The following is a 17,024-nucleotide window of genomic DNA, read 5'->3' as shown; positions in this document are numbered from 1 at the left end:
GTCGACGGACGGCGGGCCCCTCCGTCGTCCCGGACCGCTCCCGGCCGCTACCGGCCGACCTCGTACCGCCCGACCTCGAGGAAGTACCGCAACTCCTCCGGCGTGCCGTCGATGACGTCCTCGGCCGCCGCGCGCAGGGCGGCGCCGGTCGTCGGATCGGCGAGGATGCGAGCGACGGCGACCCGGTCGTCCTCGGCCCGGGCGAGGCGGTAGCCGGTCTCGATGAAGGCGCGCAGGGCTTCCGGGGTGTTGGCGTCCAGGGCCTTGCCGGCTTCGCGTATGACGGCCTTGTCGCCGTTCTTCGTGGCGGCATGGAGGATGCGGGCGGTGGCGACCGCGTCGTCCTCGGCCTGGGCGAGCCGGTAGCCGGTCTCCAGGAAGGCGCGCTGGTCCTCGATCGTGCCGCCGAGGGCCTTGTCGGCCTCGCGGATGACGGCCTTGTCGCCGTTCCGGGTCGCGGTGTGGAGGATGCGCGCGACGGCCACGCGGACGTCGTCGTCGGACAGGTCGTCGACTCCCGTACCGGGCGCGGACGTCGCGGCGACGGCGGCGGGCCGGGCCGCGTCGGCGGCGAAGGCCGGTGCGGCCGCGAGGAGCGCCGGGGCGAGAGCGCTTGCTGCGAGGGCCAGGGCGATGCGACGCGTTCTCACAGGTGAACCTTCCGTAGGGAATTCCAGGGACCACGGCTCGGCGACGAAGCGTGGCCCACCGGACGCGGGAGGCACATGCCTCCCCCAACCCCCGTGCGCCACAAGCCGCATGACCATCCTGCCGGGAGGCACTGACAAGATCACGTCGATAACCGGGCAATGTCGAACAGGTGTTCATTGCCTGGGTGGCGCTTCCGAGCCCGCGAGCGGACACGACAGCGAGGCCGTGCCCCCGGGTGGCGGGGGACACGGCCTCGGCTGTGGTGGAGCGATCCCTGTCCGCCGGCGGCCTTCCGCGGCGGCCGGGCGGATCAGTAACGCGGGCGGTTGAACCAGGCGGACGCCTGGCTGTTGACCATCGAGGCCAGGATGATGCCGGCGATGGCGAGCGAGATCAGACCGCCGAACGTGGCCGAACCCGTCTGGCCGCTCACGGTGTTGACGATGCCACCGACGATCATCAGCGACGCGTACACGATCGTCGTGACGCGGATGCCGTTGCCGCCGTTCTTGAACTTCACACCCAGGAAGATCGACAGCGCGCCCAGGCCGAGGAGGAAAGCCGCGAGCAGCAGGCCCAGACCCGCCAGGGCGTCGGTGTCGTCACCCGAGCCGACCCCGTTGGACACGTCCTGGACCATGCCGACCACCATGCCGGCGGCGAGACCGCCCAGGATCTGGAAGCCGGAGAGGATGAAGAGGAAGACGCGGGCGGTCTTCATCAGGCCCGGCATCTCCATGGGCATCATCGGGCCGCCCGGGTAGCCGGGGTAGGCCGGCTGGCCCTGCGGGTAGCCGTAGGCGGGCGGCTGCTGGGGAGCGCCCTGCGGGTAACCGTAACCGGGCTGTCCCTGCGGGGGCTGCGGCGGGTAACCGGGCTGGCCCTGGGGCGGCGGGCCGTACGGGTTGTTCGGGTCGCCGAAACTCATGGCGGTCTTTCCTCCGTTGTCCGAGTGCGGGGACGCGCGGCACGGTGCGGAGGAGATGTGACTGATGCGGTTCGTTCCCCCCGGTACTGCCCGCGGCACTGCTGTCACATCGTTCTTTAGTCGGCTCTTACTTGTCCAGCCGCATTCCCTATGTGTTGTGCAAGTGCAACATCGCTGATCATGGACGGATACGCCCGGAGATGCGCCGGGGTCCCAGCCGGGACCCGGATTGGAAGAGTGAGGGCGTCATCAAGGAGGATGGGGGGCATGACCGCCCAGATTCTCGATGGCAAGGCCACCGCAGCCGCGATCAAGTCCGACCTGACCGCCCGCGTGGCGGCGCTGAAGGAGAAGGGCGTCACGCCCGGCCTCGGCACGATCCTGGTCGGGGACGACCCCGGCAGCCAGAAGTACGTCGCCGGCAAGCACCGCGACTGCGCGCAGGTCGGCATCGCCTCCATCCAGCGCGAACTGCCCGCCACCGCCACGCAGGAGGAGATCGAGGCGGTCGTCCGCGAACTGAACGAGGACCCGGCCTGCACCGGCTACATCGTGCAGCTCCCGCTGCCCAAGGGCATCGACGAGAACCGCATCCTGGAGCTGATGGACCCGGACAAGGACGCCGACGGCCTGCACCCGATGAACCTGGGCCGTCTCGTCCTGAACGAGCCCGCCCCGCTGCCCTGCACCCCCAACGGCGTCCTCACCCTGCTGCGCCGCTACGGCGTGGAGATCAAGGGTGCCGAGGTCGTGGTCGTCGGCCGCGGTGTCACCATCGGCCGCCCGATGCCGCTGCTGCTGACCCGCCGCAGCGAGAACGCCACCGTGACCCAGTGCCACACCGGGACACGCGACCTTTCGTCCCACCTGAAGCGAGCGGACATCATCATCGCCGCCGCCGGCTCCGCCCATCTGGTCCGCCCGGAGGACGTCAAGCCCGGCGCGGCCGTGCTCGACGTCGGCGTCTCGCGCAGCGCCGAGGGCAAGATCGTGGGCGACGTCCACCCCGGTGTTGCCGAGGTGGCCGGCTGGATCTCCCCGAACCCCGGTGGTGTGGGCCCGATGACCCGGGCACAGCTGCTGGCCAACGTGGTCGAGGCGGCGGAGCGCCGTGTCGGCTGAGGGCGGCGCCGACGGCGCGGACGACATCGAGGTCCGGGATCCGATCAGTGCGCCGGACGCGGACGGCACGCCCCGGCGGACCACCCGGCGCTTCCCGCTGTTCACCAAGGACACGGCCCGCCCGGAGGGCGGCGGCCGGGCGGCTCCCGGTGACGCACCGGCCCCCGCCCGGCAGTGGCCGGTGCTGCTCGTCTGCGGGCTGGTCGCCGTGGGCCTGCTCGTGACCGCGCTCGACGTGTTCCGGGCCGGCACGCTGCTGATCGGCAGCGCGCTGCTCCTCGGCGCGGTGCTGCGCTGGCTCGTGCCGAGCGTCGGCATGCTCGCCGTGCGCTCCCGATTCACCGACATGGTGACGTACGGCGTGCTGGGACTGGTGATCGTGCTGCTGGCGCTGATGGCCCAGCCGAAACCGCTGCTGACCGTCCCGTTCTTCAAGGACGCGTTGCACTTCACGGTCGACAACTGAGACACCGCGTACGACGGCGGCCCGTCCCCTCCCCCGAAGAGGGACGGGCCGCCGTCGTACGCCAACCCTCGGGCACGGCGGAGTCCCTGTTCAACGCCTGTCCGTGCGCTGTGGCACGGAAGTGACCGTTCCGCTACGCCCCGCGCACCGGGAACCAATGCGCGCCGTCGAGTCGTCACCCGAACGAGTCCGTTCGGAGGTGAGCGATGGGTGCGTGGCAGCCGCTGCCCGAGGGTCTGCCGCCGGAGGTGCGGCACTTCGTGGAGCAGTTACGGCTGCTCAAGGACCGTACGGGCCTGAGCCTGGTCGCGCTGGGCGCGCGCACCGCGTACAGCAAGTCCTCCTGGCAGCGCTACCTCAACGCCACCCAGCCGCCGCCCCGGCAGGCCGTCGTCGCGCTGTGCCGGGTCGCCGGGACCGGGGCGGAGGAGGCGGACCGGTTCGGGGTGCGCTGGGAGCTGGCGGTCAAGGTGTGGCCGAAGCAGACGACGCCCCCGGGGAAGCCGGAGGGCACCGAGCCGGCCGACGCCACGCCTGCGGACCCCGGGCGCCACGCGGCGGACGACGCCACGCTTCCGGTCCCCGGGCGACCCGCGGCGGCCGACGCCGAGCGGGACCCCGGCGACGACTACGAGGACGAGCCGACCCTGCCGTGGTGGGACGCGCCCCTGCCGGCCCGCCCGTCCCCGTCGAGGCGGCTGCTGACGGCGGCCGTGCTGCTCGCCGCCCTCCTGGCGCTGACCGCGCTGATCGGCGCCCTCGCGTTCGGCTGAGCCGGATGTCAGGGGCCCCCGCGTCCTGCCGTGCCCTCCGGGGTGAGGGCTCGTGCGTGTGTCCGAAAGCGCCGCCCGCGACCTGAGTGATCTTCTATGTGCGTTCCATGTGGCGATGTGTTGACAAGTTCGCGCATGTACGAGGAAGCCGTTCGACGGGCGGGCTAGCGTGGTCGACGGGGACGGCCCGGGGTGTCCCGGAGGACTGCAAGGGCTTACTACCAGGGTTGCGTGGGCCGGCCGGGGGAGCCGGTGGAACACTGGACGCGACCTGACGGGCGTGCGACGGTGCATGCCCACGGTCCCGATGCTCCCGTGCGCCCCCACCCCGGGAACTGAGATCCTTGGTGGGCGCATCCCTGTGGGTAGCCACACCGGGGACTCGACAGAGGGCACCACGCGCGGGGGAATCGCGAGTAACACCAGCACCAACCGGGGGAAGAGGGGGGACAATGCCTCGTTGGAAGGACTTGCCGGATGAGATGGATCCGCAGGTCAGAGAGTTCGCGAGCCAGTTGCGCAGACTCGTGGACCGCAGTGGTCTGAGCATCGCCGCGCTCGCCGACCGCACCGGCTACAGCAAGACGTCCTGGGAGCGGTATCTGAACGGGCGGCTGCTCGCGCCCAAGGGCGCGATCGTGGCGCTCGCCGAGGTCACCGGGACCAACCCGGTGCACCTGACGACGATGTGGGAGCTGGCCGAGCGTGCCTGGAGCCGTTCGGAGATGCGCCACGACATGACCATGGAGGCGATCCGGATCTCCCAGGCCCGCGCGGCGCTGAGCGAGTTCGGCCCGCCGCCGGCCAACGCCAAGGACGGCGCGAAGACGGGCAGGGCGGCCCGCCGGGGCGGGAGCGCCACGGCGGCCCCCGGTGTGGCCGGTCCGGCCGGTGTGTCCCCCACGGTGCCCGTCCAGCCCTCCGCCCCCGACGTGCGGGACTCCTCGGGCCGTCCGGGCCCGGCGCGGGAGGCCGGCGACGCCCGGGACGCCGAGTCCTCCGGCGGCAACTCCTGGGGCATGGCGGGCTATCGGGGCCCCGCGCCGACCGCCGCCGGGCGTGCCCCGGCGGCACCCGGCGGGTCCCCGGCGCCGGGCGGGGCTCATCCCCCCGGTACGCAGGGTTCGTTCGGCGAGCCGCCGCAGGGCCCCCGGGCCGACCGGCGGGCCGCCGCCCCTGCCGGGGCGGGCAGGCGACGGGTGACGATGTTCCTCGCGGGCGTCGTCGGTGTGCTGGTCGTCATCGGCCTGGCCCTGTACCTCACCGGCGGCGGCGGGAAGAAGGACGACGAGGCCACCCGGTCGCCCTCGCCGAGCGCCACCACCGGCCAGGACCTGCCGGCCGGGGTGAAGTGCAGCGGTGACTCCTGCACCGGCAAGGACGCCGAGGCGATGGGGTGCAGCGGCGACCTGGTGACCACCGCCAAGACCGCGACGATCGGCACGGCCGTGGTCGAGGTGCGCTACAGCGAGACGTGCGGCGCCGCATGGGGCCGGGTCACCCAGGCGTCGCAGGGCGCCGAGGTCTCGGTCGAGGTCGGCAAGGCCAAGGAGACCGGCTCCATCACGGCCGCCGGTGACACGATCGCCTACACGCCGATGGTGGCGGTGAAGGACGCGGGCGAGGCCGTCGCCTGTGTGACCCTGCCGGCCGGACAGGACGGCTGCACCCAGTAGCGGGCCGCCCCGCCCCGCCGCCTCCGCGGCCCGCCCAGGGCCCGTGAGGAAATCCGGCGGGGCAGGAATGGGCGCCGGATTACTGGGCACGCGAACCGATACCCCCACGGGAGTCCGGCATCGGTACCCCCACCCGGCGGCCGCCAGGTCCTGCTCTCCCGGACCGGTGGCCGCCGCCCCTCTTCCCCGCGCCCCAGGGTGGTTCCGCGCCATCCCGGCGACTCTGTGGGCCGGGCCACAGGGACCCGGCCGTGCGCGCTCCCGGATGCGCGATAGCCTGACCGGTGGATCTCTCGACGCCAAGAGATCGATCATCCTGACGTCCCGCACCCCGGGGCGGGGACGACCCACCGACAGCTGTCCTACGGAGAACGCCATGACCCGCACTCCCGTGAACGTCACCGTCACCGGCGCGGCCGGCCAGATCGGTTACGCCCTGCTCTTCCGCATCGCCTCAGGCCAGCTGCTCGGCGCGGACGTGCCGGTCAAGCTGCGGCTCCTGGAGATCACGCCGGCCCTGAAGGCCGCCGAGGGCACCGCGATGGAGCTCGACGACTGCGCGTTCCCGCTGCTCCAGGGCATCGACATCACCGACGACCCGAACGTCGCCTTCGACGGCGCCAACGTCGGTCTGCTCGTGGGCGCCCGCCCGCGCACCAAGGGCATGGAGCGCGGTGACCTCCTGGAGGCCAACGGCGGCATCTTCAAGCCGCAGGGCAAGGCCATCAACGACCACGCCGCGGACGACGTCAAGATCCTCGTCGTGGGCAACCCGGCGAACACCAACGCGCTCATCGCGCAGGCCGCCGCCCCGGACGTACCGGCCGAGCGCTTCACCGCGATGACCCGCCTGGACCACAACCGCGCGCTGACCCAGCTCGCGAAGAAGACGGGCTCGTCGGTCACCGACATCAAGCGGCTCACCATCTGGGGCAACCACTCCGCCACCCAGTACCCGGACATCTTCCACGCCACCATCGCCGGCAAGAACGCCGCCGAGGTCGTCAACGACGAGAAGTGGCTGGCCGAGGACTTCATCCCGACCGTCGCCAAGCGCGGTGCCGCGATCATCGAGGCCCGCGGTGCGTCGTCGGCCGCCTCCGCCGCCAACGCCGCCATCGACCACGTCTACTCCTGGGTCAACGGCACCGCCGAGGGCGACTGGGTCTCCATGGGCATCCCGTCGGACGGCTCCTACGGCGTCCCCGAGGGCCTCATCTCCTCCTTCCCGGTCACCGTGAAGGACGGCAAGTACGAGATCGTCCAGGGCCTGGAGATCAACGAGTTCTCCCGCACCCGTATCGACGCCTCCGTCAAGGAGCTCGAGGAGGAGCGCGAGGCGGTCCGCGCCCTCGGCCTGATCTGACGGGTCCGACCCGACTCACCACCACCGGTCCCCGGGCGGCGGCAGCTGCCCGGGGACCGGTGCGTTTTCCGCCTGCCCGCGGCAACGCCGCAGGAGACGGTGCAGGAGCTGCGCAGGAAACGTGAGTGCCAGGGGCGAGACGTCGGCTTCCGGTGACCGGCGTCACAGCGGTGTCCTATGCTGGTCCATCCTGGCCCGGTCAACTCCCTTGCCGCTCAGCGCAGTTGATGCAGGGCTGTGGAATCTCGGACAACAACGACCGGTTTTGTGTCGGGGGGACGATCCATGACCCAGCCGCAGCTCCCGCCCCAGCGGGCGCCGGAGCCGAGACCCGGAGAACGCCGTCCGGTCGATCCGGCGCGGAGCGAGGCGTGCCGGCTGCTGTGCGCGGGGACGTATCTGCACGTCGGCTACCGGGACGCGGTGATCGACGAGCTGTACGTGCACCGCGAGCGGTTCGCCGCTCCCTCCTACGGCTTCGACGCGGCCCGGGTCCTCGCCCACGCCCTGCGTGCCCGCCGTCAGGAGGTGGCCTGGGCGGCCGGCATGGCCGGCCTGTGGGTGGTCGCAGCGCTCCTCACCAAGTGGCTGATCATGATGGTGGTCTTTCCGATCCTCCTGATCGCGCTGGGCCGCCGGCTGGGCGGCAGCCGTGCCATCGACACGCAACTTCCGCAGCAGTTCGGCCTGATCCGCCGCCTCGTCGCCTTCACGCTGCGCTGGTACGGGCGGATCGCGCTGTTCGTCGTGTACGGCGTCCTCGTCCGGATGCTGATCGCCGGTCCCGAGGAGGCCGCGTCCGACGAGTACGTCGCCGACTCCTTCAGCGATTCCAGTGACGGCTTCCTCGACTCGTGGGGCAGCGGCGACTTCAGCTTCTCCGACCTGCTGACCGGCGACGTCGCGGACCTCAACCGCTTCACCGCCGCGTGCCTGCTGGTCCTGCCGCTGCTGCTCGCACTGCTCAGCGTGGGGCAGCGCGGTCAGTTCGCGCGCACCGTCGCGGGCGAGCTGTCCAAGCAGCGTTTCCCGGACGTGGCCGGCGACCCGGCCGAGGCCGCGACCGGGCCGCGGTTCCGTGAACTGAGCCGCCGCATCCGCCAGGAGCAGCACGCGCCACTGATCCTCTACGCGAAGTCCGATCCGTTCCGTGGCGCGGGCGTGCCGTTCGAACCGTGGTCCCTCTCGATCGAGCTGCGCCCCCGCGAGACGAGTGACGGCGACTCGCCGATCGACGCCCTCACCAAGCCCCGGGCGACGCCCGCGCCCGCGGAGCCGCTCGACAACGACACGGTCCTGAAGAAGATCCGGCCGCTGCTGGAGGAACTGCGCGAGCCGTCGGCCCGCACTTCCCCGCAGGCGGCCGACGCCGTGCTCGACCGGCTGCGCGAACTCGTCGTGGACGAGTGCGTGTTCCTGCCCGCGGAAGGGCTGCCGGGCCGGATGGCCTTCCCGTACACGCCGGAGACGTACGCGATGCACCGCGCCGACGCCGTCGAGGAGGGCGGCGAGCAGCGGCGGCACTTCCTGCGCGTCCGGGTCGGCGGCTGGGACGAGGAGATCGTCGTCACCGTGTTCGTCCGCGTCCACACCCAGGGCGGGATGCTGATGCTGGAGGTCGCGCCGCACGTACTGCCGCCGGTCGACCCGCTGTTCGCGACCGCCGACAGGATGGCGCACGAGCATCTGCACCGCGGCGGTTTCGGCCGTTACGTCTTCGCGCTGCTGCGCGTCCCGGCCGCCACCGGCGACGCGCTGCGCGTCCTGGTCCGCGCCGTCGCCCAGCAGTGGCGCCAGCTCACCGGCGTCCACGCGGACACGCTGCCGGACGGGCCCGGCGCCGCCGTGCGGGAAGTGGGCGCGGACGACCGGGCGACCCTCTTCCAGGAGATGGACGTCGCCCGCTATCTGAAGTCGATACAGGACCGGATCGCGGGCGGGGTCCGTCAGGCGCTGTGGAACGCGGGGTACGACATCGCGGAGTTCGAGCAGAAGGTCACCAACGTGTTCAACAACAGCGGGACGTTCGTCGGAGGCTCCGTCCAGGGCAACGGCATCGCCGTCGGCAAGGACAGCAAGGCCACCGCGTCGGCGGGCCAGCCGTCGGGGCCTTCGTCGGCACGTGCCGGCGGCGCGTCGAAGTAGCGGCGGACGCCGAAGCACCAGCAGACAACGGGAGGACGACATGAACCAGTCACCTGCGGGCGACGCCCAGGGCTCCGGCACGTACGTCGGGGGATCCGTCACCGGCAACGGCATCGCGGTCGGTGCGGGAGCCGGCGCCAGTTACACGTCGACGTCGGCCCCGGCCGACGCGTCGTACCAGGCGCTGCTCCAGGCCGTCCGCGAGCTCGGCGAGGACCTGAGGAGATACCCGGTCACGCCCGAGACGCGGGAACTCTCCGCGAGCCTGGAGGAAACCGAGCGGCAGGTGACCACCACCGGCCAGGCCCAGCCGGGCGTCCTCGCCCGGCTCCGTACGGCCCTCGAGGCGTCGGGCGGCGTCCTCGGCGCGATCACGTCCGCGACGGCCCTCGCCACGGCCGTGGCCGGACTCATCGGGGGCTGAACGATGGGGGGCGGGGGCGCCGGCGAGGTCCGGTGGAACAAGGAGACCCAGTCGTGGGTGCCGGTGGGCGCGGACGGTCCCCCCGCCCCGCCTCCGCCGCCCGCGAGTCCCGTTCGGCAGCCCGGGACGGACGGTGGAGCGGACGGCTCCGGCGGCGGGGCGCCGGGGGGGTGGCACACGGCGGCCCCGCCCGGCCGGCCCCTGCCGCCCGCCCCCTCCGTACCGCCCGGGGCGCCGGGCGGCCGGCGCGGCGGAGTCGTCGCCGTCGCGGTCGTGGCGGCGGTCGCGGTCACCGCGCTGGCGGTCTGGCTCGCGGTCGGCGGTGCGGGAGACGACGGCGACGGCAAGGCGGGCGGCGCCGCGTCGAGCACGGCCACCGCCTCCGGGGACGGCCGGACACCGTCCTCGGACGCCACGTCCGAGGGGGCCGGGCCCACCGATGACACGTTCTCGGCCGCGTCCGAGTCACCCGACGTACCGGTCGGCCACCGCCTGGTCGAGGACCCCTCGGGCTTCACCACCGTGGTCCCCGAGAGCTGGACCCGCAGCGAGCGCGACGGCGGGGCCGTCGTCTTCTACACCTCGCCCGACGAGCGCGGTCTGCTGCAGATCTTCGAGGTGGTCGAAGCGGGCTTCACCCCCGACGACGCCTTGGACGTCGCCGTCGACGGCCTCTCCGGGCAGCCGGGCTTCACGGAGATCAGCCGCGGACCCGTCCCCGACGAGACCGACGCGAGCGAACTCGTCTACGAGTACGACAGCAAGGACCTCGGCGAGCGGGTCAGGGCCGTCGACCGGGTGTTCCGGACGGACGACGGCCATCTGTACGCCATGGTCGTCCGCGGCACGACGGACGAATGGCCCGCGACACAGGAGACACTGCGGAACGCCAGGTCGGCGTTCACACCGAGCTGAGGCAGCGCCGGCGCGGGAGCGGCCCCGGCGCTCAAGCTGCGCCGGTCAGCTCGGCGCGCCGGGCGGCGCCGAGCCCTTCCAGGAGGGCAGCGGCGACGGCGCTCGCGCGCCGGTCCTGCTCCATCACCTCGACTCGGCCCGCCGGGGCCGGTTCGAGCACGCGCGGCCGATTGTCGCGCGGGTCCAGGGGCGAGCGGACCATGCCGTTCCGGTGACGGCCGGGGCTGGAGTGGGTTTATGTCCAGTTATGGGTGGATCTTCAGTGACCCCGCGCACTTTCGTTCACCGATCGCGCATGTAAGCGAGGGGTGCGGGCAGGTGCACTCGGTCCCGTGAGTGACGGCTGTGTGACGCACGGGTTCGAGACAGGAACGGAAGGCAACACCGATCATGGCGGACAGTACGGAACTGAAGGCACGCGGCACCATCCACGTGGGAGGGGAGTGGCGCGACGCCGTCTCCGGCGCGACGCGCGAGATCCTCGACCCCGCGGACGCGACGCCGTTCGCCGTGGTCGCGGAGGGCGACGAACAGGACGTCGACCTGGCGGTGGAGGCCGCCCGGCGCGCCTTCGACGGCGGCCGGGGCGAATGGCCGCGCACCCCCGTCGCCGACCGCGCGGCCCTGCTGCGCCGGGTCGCCGACCTGCTGGTGCGCGACCGCGAGAAGCTCGGCCTGCTGGAGAGCCGCGACGCCGGAAAGACCGTCGAGGAGGGACGCGTCGACATCGACTGCGTCGCCGACGCCTTCCGGTACTTCGCCGACCTGGTCGCCGCCGAGTCCCCCGGCCGGGTCGTCGACGCCGGTTCCCCCGACATCCACAGCGTCGTCGTGCACGAGCCGGTCGGCGTCTGCGCCCTGATCACGCCGTGGAACTACCCGCTGCTCCAGGCCAGTTGGAAGATCGCCCCGGCGCTCGCCGCCGGGAACACCTTTGTCGTCAAGCCCAGCGAGATCACCCCGCTGACGACCGTCGCCCTGATCGACCTGCTCGCCGAGGCGGGCCTGCCGGCCGGTGCCGCCAACATCGTCACCGGCCCCGGCCACTCCGTGGGCGCCCGGCTCTCCGAGCACCCCGACGTCGACCTCGTCTCCTTCACCGGCGGTCTGGCCAGCGGCACCAAGGTGGCGCAGGCCGCCGCGCCCACCGTCAAGAAGGTCGCGCTCGAACTCGGCGGCAAGAACCCCAACGTCGTCTTCGCCGACGCCTGCGCCACCGACGAGGGCTTCGACACCGCCGTCGACCAGGCCCTGAACGCCGCCTTCATCCACAGCGGCCAGGTCTGCTCGGCGGGCTCCCGCCTCATCGTCGAGGAGTCCGTCCGGGACCGCTTCGTGAGCGAACTCGCCCGCCGGGCGCAGAAGATACGCCTCGGCCGCGGCACCGCCGACGGCGTCGAGTGCGGCCCGCTCGTCTCCGAGCAGCAGCGCGACAAGGTCGAGGCGTACGTCGAGTCCGCGCTCAAGGAGGGCGCCGTCCTGCGCTCCGGCGGCCGGCGCCCCGAGCCGTCCGCCGACCGCCCGGCGAGCGGCTGGTTCTACGAGCCGACCGTCCTCGACCACTGCCACCGCGAGATGCGCGTCGTCCGCGAGGAGGTCTTCGGCCCGGTCCTCACCGTCGAGACCTTCCGCACCGAGGACGAGGCCGTCGCCCTCGCCAACGACACCGAGTACGGCCTCGCCGGCGCCGTGTGGACCGCCGACGCCGGCCGGGCCCGCCGGGTCGCGGGACGGCTGCGCCACGGCACCGTCTGGATCAACGACTTCCACCCCTACCTCCCGCAGGCGGAGTGGGGCGGCTTCGGCAAGAGCGGCGTGGGACGCGAACTCGGCCCCTCCGGACTCGCCGAGTACCGGGAGACCAAGCACGTCTACCAGAACCTGGCGCCCCAGCCGGTCCGCTGGTTCTCCGGCTGACATCTCCCTCCCCTCCGCACCGCGCAAGACTTCGCAAGATCCCTGGAGTACCCCGCTCATGTCCGAGAACACCCCTGTCTACGACTACGTCGTCGTCGGAGGCGGCACCGCGGGTTCCGTGATCGCCTCCCGGCTCACCGAGAACCCCGACGTCACCGTCGCCGTGATCGAGGGCGGCCCCAGCGACGTCGGCCGCGACGACGTCCTCACCCTGCGCCGCTGGATGGGCCTGCTCGGCGGCGAACTGGACTACGACTACCCGACGACCGAACAGCCGCGCGGCAACAGCCACATCCGGCACAGCCGGGCCCGCGTCCTCGGCGGCTGCTCCTCGCACAACACCCTCATCGCGTTCAAGCCGCTGCCGTCCGACTGGGACGAGTGGGAGGCGGCCGGCGCCGAGGGCTGGGGCGCGGTGCCCATGGAGGCGTACTACGCCCGGCTGAAGAACAACATCGTCCCGGTCGACGAGAAGGACCGCAACGCCATCGCCCGCGACTTCGTCGACGCCGCCCAGGAAGCCCTCGGCGTACCGCGTGTCGAGGGCTTCAACAAGGAGCCGTTCACCGACGGCGTCGGCTTCTTCGACCTCGCCTACCACCCCGAGGACAACAAGCGCTCCTCGGCGTCGGTGGCGTATCTGCACCCCGTGATGGACGAGCGGGAGAACCTCACGATCCTGCTGGAGACGTGGGCGTACAAGCTGGAGCTGGCCGGCACCCGCGCCGAGGGCGTGCACGTGCGGACCAAGGACGGCGAGGAGACGCTGATCCGGGCCCGCCGCGAGGTCGTCCTGTGCGCCGGCGCCGTCGACACGCCCCGGCTGCTGCTGCACTCCGGCGTCGGCCCGAAGCAGGACCTGACCGAGCTGGGCATCCCGGTCGCCCACGACCTGCCGGGCGTCGGCGAGAACCTGCTCGACCACCCTGAGTCCGTGATCGTCTGGGAGACGAACGGCCCCATCCCCGACAACTCCGCGATGGACTCCGACGCGGGCCTGTTCGTGCGGCGCGACCCCGAACACCAGGGCCCCGACCTGATGTTCCACTTCTACCAGATCCCGTTCACGGACAACCCGGAGCGACTGGGCTACGAGCGGCCGCAGTTCGGCGTCTCGATGACGCCGAACATCCCCAAGCCGAAGAGCCGCGGCCGGCTGTACCTGACCAGCGCCGACCCGTCCGTGAAGCCCGCGCTGGACTTCCGGTACTTCACCGACGAGGACGACTACGACGCCCGCACCCTCGTCGACGGCATCCGCATCGCCCGCGAGATCGCCGGATCAGAACCCCTCGCGCACTGGCTCAAGCGCGAGGTCTGCCCCGGCCCGGACATCACCGGCGACGAGGAGCTGAGCGAGTACGCGCGCAAGGTCGCGCACACCGTGTACCACCCGGCCGGCACCTGCCGTATGGGCGCCGCCGACGACGAACTGGCCGTCGTGGATCCCGAACTGCGGATCCGCGGCCTGGAAGGCATTCGAATAGCCGATGCCTCCGTCTTCCCGACCATGACCGCGGTGAACCCGATGATCGGGGTGCTCATGGTCGGGGAGAAGGCGGCGGACCTGATGGGAGGTGAGGCGTGATGAGTACGACAGCTCCCCTGACGCCTCGGAACGCGACACCCGAGACCCGGAAACCCCCGACCGGCGAGCCGGTCTTCTCCGTCGACGGCCTGTGGAAGGTCTTCGGCCCCAAGGCGCGCCGGGTCCCCGCCGACCCCGAACTGGCGGCGCTCCCGGCCGCCGAACTGCGGGCGCGCACCGGCTGCACGGCGGCCGTGCGGGACGTCTCCTTCGACGTCCGCAAGGGCGAGGTGTTCGTCGTCATGGGCCTGTCCGGCTCCGGAAAGTCGACGCTCGTGCGCTGTCTGACCCGGCTCATCGAGCCGACCGCCGGGAGCATCGCCATCGACGGCGAGGACGTACGCGCCATGGACCGCGGCCGGCTGCGTGAACTGCGCCGGCACCGGGCCGCCATGGTCTTCCAGCACTTCGGCCTGCTCCCGCACCGCACCGTCCTCGACAACGTGGCGTACGGGCTGGAGATCCAGGGCGTCGGCAAGGCCGAGCGCCGCGAGCGGGCCGCCGAGGTCGTGGCCAAGGTCGGCCTGGAAGGCATGGAGCACCGCAGACCCGGTCAGCTCTCCGGCGGTCAGCGCCAGCGCGTCGGACTCGCCCGGGCCCTCGCCGTCGACCCCGAGGTCCTGCTCTTCGACGAGCCGTTCAGCGCGCTCGACCCGCTGATCCGGCGGGACATGCAGGAGGAGGTCGTCCGCCTCCACCACGAGGAGGGCCGCACGATGGTCTTCATCACGCACGACCTCAGCGAGGCGCTGAAGCTCGGTGACCGCATCGCCCTGATGCGGGACGGCCGCGTCGTCCAGCTCGGCACCCCCGAGGAGATCGTCGGCTCCCCGGCCGACGACTACGTCCGTGAGTTCGTCCGCGACGTCCCGCGCGAACAGGTCATGACGGTCCGCACCGCCATGCGGGCCGCCTCCGCCGACGAGACCGGGAGCGGACCGGCCCTCGCGCCCGACGCCACGGTGTCCGAGGCGATCGAGGCCGTGGCCCGCACCGGCTCCCCGGCCCGGGTCGTCGAGGGCGGCCGCTGCCTGGGGGTGGTGGACCACGAGCGGCTTCTCGGCATCGTGGCCGGAACGGAGCACCCCAAGGGGGTGGTCTGATGGCGACCGTCACCGCCGCCGCCCCGCGCCCCGCGTCGCCGGGCCTCCTCGGGCGCCCCGCCGTCCGCAAGCTCGCGCTGCTCGCCGTCGTCGCCGCGATCCTGGTGCCGCTGGCCCACGCCCGCTGGTCCAGCGGAAGCTGGCCGGCCGCGCTCACCGTCGACGTCTCCGGACCGCTGACCGACACCAGTACCTGGATCATCGACCACCGCGACAGCCACCCGCTGTTCCTCTACTTCTTCGGGCACATCAGCAACGCCGTCGTGCTCGCCGTACGCGGCGTGTACCTCGTGCTGCTCGCCGCGGGCTGGGCCGGCGTCACCGCCGCCGCCGCCCTCGTCGCCTGGCGGGTCGCCGGGTGGCGGCTCGCCGCCGGGACCGGCGCCGCGTTCCTCGCCTGCGGGTTCCTCGGCATGTGGGTGCCGACCACGCAGACCCTCGCGCTGATGGTCGTCGCGGTCCTCGCCTCGGCCGTCGTGGGCGCCCTGCTGGGGCTCGCCGCCGGTCTGTCCGACCGGGCCGACAAGGTCCTGCGGCCCGTCCTGGACACCATGCAGGTGCTGCCCGCCTTCGCATACCTGCTGCCCGTCGTGCTGGTCTTCGGCATCGGCGTGCCCGCCGCCGTCCTCGCCACCGTCGTCTACGCCGCCCCGCCGATGGCGCGGCTCACGGCCCTCGGTCTGCGGGGCGCCGACAAGGAGGTCCTGGAGGCCGTCGAGTCGCTCGGCGCGACAGCGCGGCAGCGTCTGCTGACCGCCCGTATCCCGCTGGCCCGCAAGGAGCTCCTGCTCGGCCTCAACCAGACGATCATGATGGCGCTGTCGATGGCGGTCATCGCCTCCGTCATCGGCGCGGGCGGCCTCGGTGACCGCGTCTACCAGGCGCTGGCCTCGGTCGACGTCGGTGCCGCGCTCGCCGCGGGCATCCCGATCGTGCTGCTCGCCGTCGTCCTCGACCGTGTCACCGGCGCCGCCGGGGAGGCGCTCGGCGAGGAGCCGCGCCCCCACGGCCGGCGGCTGTGGCTGTACGCGCTGGCCGGTGCCGTCGCGGTGGCCGTCGCCGGACGGCTCGCGGGCCGGGTCGACTGGCCCGACGCGTGGGTCGTGAACATCGCCGAGCCCGTCAACCGCGCCGTCGACTGGATGACCGCGCACCTCTACTCCGGTGTGCCCGTCGTCGGCGGCACCGCCGACTGGGCCGGCCACTTCACCACCTGGGTCCTCGACCCGGTGCGCGACGGCCTGCAGGGGCTGCCGTGGTGGGCGGTCCTGCTGCTCGTCGCCGCTCCGGCCTGGCTGATCGGGACCTGGCGCACCGCGCTGACCGCCGTCCTCGCCATGGCCGCGATCGGTGTGCTCGGCGTGTGGAAGCCGTCGCTGGACACGCTCTCCCAGGTCCTCGCGGCCGTCGCCGTCACCCTGGTCCTGGGCTTCGCGACCGGTGTCGCCGCCGCCCGCAGCGACCGTGTCGAACGGCTGCTGCGGCCCGTCCTGGACGTCTTCCAGACGATGCCGCAGTTCGTGTACCTCATCCCGGTCGTCGCCCTGTTCGGCGTGGGCCGCGCCCCCGCGGTCGCCGCGGCCGTCGTCTACGCGCTGCCCGCCGTCGTCCGCATCACCACGCAGGGCCTGCGCCAGGTCGACCCGGCCGCCCTGGAGTCGGCCCGCTCGCTGGGCGCGACCCCCGCCCAGCAGCTCCGCCAGGTCCAGCTCCCGCTGGCCCGCTCCGCGCTGCTGCTCGCCGTCAACCAGGGCGTCGTCCTGGTCCTCGCCGTCGTCATCATCGGCGGCCTGGTCGGTGGGGGCGCGCTCGGCTACGACGTCGTCTTCGGCCTCGCGCAGGGCGACCTGGCGACCGGTCTGGTGGCCGGTGCCGCGATCGTCTGCCTCGGCCTGATGCTCGACCGGGTGACCCAGCCGACCGAACGCCGCGCGAGGAAGGGAGCCTGAC

Annotated in this window: 15 protein-coding genes; 12 read left to right on the top strand and 3 right to left on the bottom strand. The window is 72.7% G+C overall.

The genetic code is table 11. The features are described from left to right. Positions 1-47: 47 nt before the first annotated feature. Positions 48-650, bottom strand: a complete 603-nt coding sequence (locus ABZ899_RS19625; protein ID WP_361347521.1) for an ALF repeat-containing protein — start codon at positions 648-650, stop codon at positions 48-50. A gap of 311 nt (positions 651-961) precedes the next feature. Then, a complete protein-coding gene (locus tag ABZ899_RS19620) occupies positions 962-1,579 on the bottom strand; it encodes a hypothetical protein (RefSeq protein ID WP_361347519.1) in 618 nt (205 codons plus the stop codon). A 267-nt stretch (positions 1,580-1,846) separates the two neighbouring features. Between ABZ899_RS19620 and ABZ899_RS19615 the strand changes: the two genes are divergently transcribed. The 8 genes from ABZ899_RS19615 (at position 1,847) to ABZ899_RS19580 (ending at position 10,466) form a co-directional block, all read left to right on the top strand. After that, positions 1,847-2,701: a bifunctional methylenetetrahydrofolate dehydrogenase/methenyltetrahydrofolate cyclohydrolase gene (locus ABZ899_RS19615; RefSeq protein ID WP_361347516.1), complete on the top strand. Its 855-nt coding sequence runs from the start codon at positions 1,847-1,849 to the stop codon at positions 2,699-2,701. Beyond that, complete coding sequence (locus ABZ899_RS19610; RefSeq protein ID WP_361347513.1) at positions 2,691-3,167, top strand: DUF3017 domain-containing protein; 477 nt, start codon at positions 2,691-2,693, stop codon at positions 3,165-3,167. The genes ABZ899_RS19615 and ABZ899_RS19610 overlap by 11 nt, the downstream gene beginning before the upstream one ends. 206 nt (positions 3,168-3,373) lie before the next feature. Then, on the top strand, positions 3,374-3,940 hold the full coding sequence (locus ABZ899_RS19605; protein ID WP_361347511.1) for a helix-turn-helix transcriptional regulator: 567 nt from the start codon (positions 3,374-3,376) through the stop codon (positions 3,938-3,940). 452 nt (positions 3,941-4,392) lie between these two features. Then, entirely contained in the window at positions 4,393-5,616 is a 1,224-nt protein-coding gene (locus tag ABZ899_RS19600; RefSeq protein ID WP_361347509.1) for a DUF2690 domain-containing protein, read from the top strand. Positions 5,617-5,992: 376 nt separating this feature from the next. Further along, a complete protein-coding gene (locus tag ABZ899_RS19595) occupies positions 5,993-6,982 on the top strand; it encodes a malate dehydrogenase (protein ID WP_361347507.1) in 990 nt (329 codons plus the stop codon). 285 nt (positions 6,983-7,267) lie between these two features. Beyond that, positions 7,268-9,127 carry a hypothetical protein gene (locus ABZ899_RS19590; protein ID WP_361347504.1) on the top strand — a complete coding sequence of 620 codons (1,860 nt, stop codon included), beginning with the start codon at positions 7,268-7,270 and terminating at the stop codon, positions 9,125-9,127. A 40-nt stretch (positions 9,128-9,167) separates the two neighbouring features. Further along, the gene (locus ABZ899_RS19585; protein WP_361347501.1) at positions 9,168-9,551 is read left to right on the top strand and encodes a hypothetical protein; all 384 of its coding nucleotides are present in this window, start codon (positions 9,168-9,170) and stop codon (positions 9,549-9,551) included. A gap of 273 nt (positions 9,552-9,824) precedes the next feature. Next, a complete protein-coding gene (locus ABZ899_RS19580; RefSeq protein WP_361347498.1) occupies positions 9,825-10,466 on the top strand; it encodes a hypothetical protein in 642 nt (213 codons plus the stop codon). Positions 10,467-10,497: 31 nt separating this feature from the next. Here ABZ899_RS19580 and ABZ899_RS19575 read toward each other — a convergent pair whose 3' ends face one another. Continuing rightward, positions 10,498-10,668, bottom strand: coding sequence for a hypothetical protein (locus ABZ899_RS19575; RefSeq protein WP_361347495.1), 171 nt, complete (start codon positions 10,666-10,668; stop codon positions 10,498-10,500). A 188-nt stretch (positions 10,669-10,856) separates the two neighbouring features. On the opposite strand from ABZ899_RS19575, the gene ABZ899_RS19570 reads away from it, so the two are divergent. From ABZ899_RS19570 to ABZ899_RS19555, 4 genes are read left to right on the top strand one after another with little or no spacing between them, the layout of a single operon-like run. After that, positions 10,857-12,383 (top strand): aldehyde dehydrogenase family protein, encoded by a 1,527-nt coding sequence (locus ABZ899_RS19570; RefSeq protein WP_361347492.1) that lies wholly within the window; start codon positions 10,857-10,859, stop codon positions 12,381-12,383. A gap of 58 nt (positions 12,384-12,441) precedes the next feature. After that, the gene (locus tag ABZ899_RS19565; protein ID WP_361347489.1) at positions 12,442-13,971 is read left to right on the top strand and encodes a GMC oxidoreductase; all 1,530 of its coding nucleotides are present in this window, start codon (positions 12,442-12,444) and stop codon (positions 13,969-13,971) included. Next, positions 13,971-15,074, top strand: coding sequence for a glycine betaine/L-proline ABC transporter ATP-binding protein (locus ABZ899_RS19560; protein WP_361347486.1), 1,104 nt, complete (start codon positions 13,971-13,973; stop codon positions 15,072-15,074). Before ABZ899_RS19565 ends, ABZ899_RS19560 begins: the two co-directional genes overlap by 1 nt. Then, on the top strand, positions 15,074-17,023 hold the full coding sequence (locus tag ABZ899_RS19555) for an ABC transporter permease subunit (RefSeq protein ID WP_361347483.1): 1,950 nt from the start codon (positions 15,074-15,076) through the stop codon (positions 17,021-17,023). The genes ABZ899_RS19560 and ABZ899_RS19555 overlap by 1 nt, the downstream gene beginning before the upstream one ends. Position 17,024 lies beyond the last annotated feature (1 nt).

Source organism: Streptomyces sp. NPDC046859 (genome assembly GCF_040645135.1).
Classification (GTDB): domain Bacteria; phylum Actinomycetota; class Actinomycetes; order Streptomycetales; family Streptomycetaceae; genus Streptomyces.
Note: the sequence above shows the minus strand (reverse complement) of the source record. Positions and strands in the feature narration are given on the sequence as shown.

Coding starts and splice junctions, on each gene's coding strand:
- ABZ899_RS19620 (WP_361347519.1), bottom strand. CDS start 1,579: ATGAGTTTCGGCGACCCGAACAACCCGTACGGCCCGCCGCCCCAGGGC.
- ABZ899_RS19615 (WP_361347516.1), top strand. CDS start 1,847: ATGACCGCCCAGATTCTCGATGGCAAGGCCACCGCAGCCGCGATCAAG.
- ABZ899_RS19605 (WP_361347511.1), top strand. CDS start 3,374: ATGGGTGCGTGGCAGCCGCTGCCCGAGGGTCTGCCGCCGGAGGTGCGG.
- ABZ899_RS19600 (WP_361347509.1), top strand. CDS start 4,393: ATGCCTCGTTGGAAGGACTTGCCGGATGAGATGGATCCGCAGGTCAGA.
- ABZ899_RS19595 (WP_361347507.1), top strand. CDS start 5,993: ATGACCCGCACTCCCGTGAACGTCACCGTCACCGGCGCGGCCGGCCAG.
- ABZ899_RS19590 (WP_361347504.1), top strand. CDS start 7,268: ATGACCCAGCCGCAGCTCCCGCCCCAGCGGGCGCCGGAGCCGAGACCC.
- ABZ899_RS19585 (WP_361347501.1), top strand. CDS start 9,168: ATGAACCAGTCACCTGCGGGCGACGCCCAGGGCTCCGGCACGTACGTC.
- ABZ899_RS19575 (WP_361347495.1), bottom strand. CDS start 10,668: ATGGTCCGCTCGCCCCTGGACCCGCGCGACAATCGGCCGCGCGTGCTC.
- ABZ899_RS19570 (WP_361347492.1), top strand. CDS start 10,857: ATGGCGGACAGTACGGAACTGAAGGCACGCGGCACCATCCACGTGGGA.
- ABZ899_RS19565 (WP_361347489.1), top strand. CDS start 12,442: ATGTCCGAGAACACCCCTGTCTACGACTACGTCGTCGTCGGAGGCGGC.
- ABZ899_RS19560 (WP_361347486.1), top strand. CDS start 13,971: ATGAGTACGACAGCTCCCCTGACGCCTCGGAACGCGACACCCGAGACC.
- ABZ899_RS19555 (WP_361347483.1), top strand. CDS start 15,074: ATGGCGACCGTCACCGCCGCCGCCCCGCGCCCCGCGTCGCCGGGCCTC.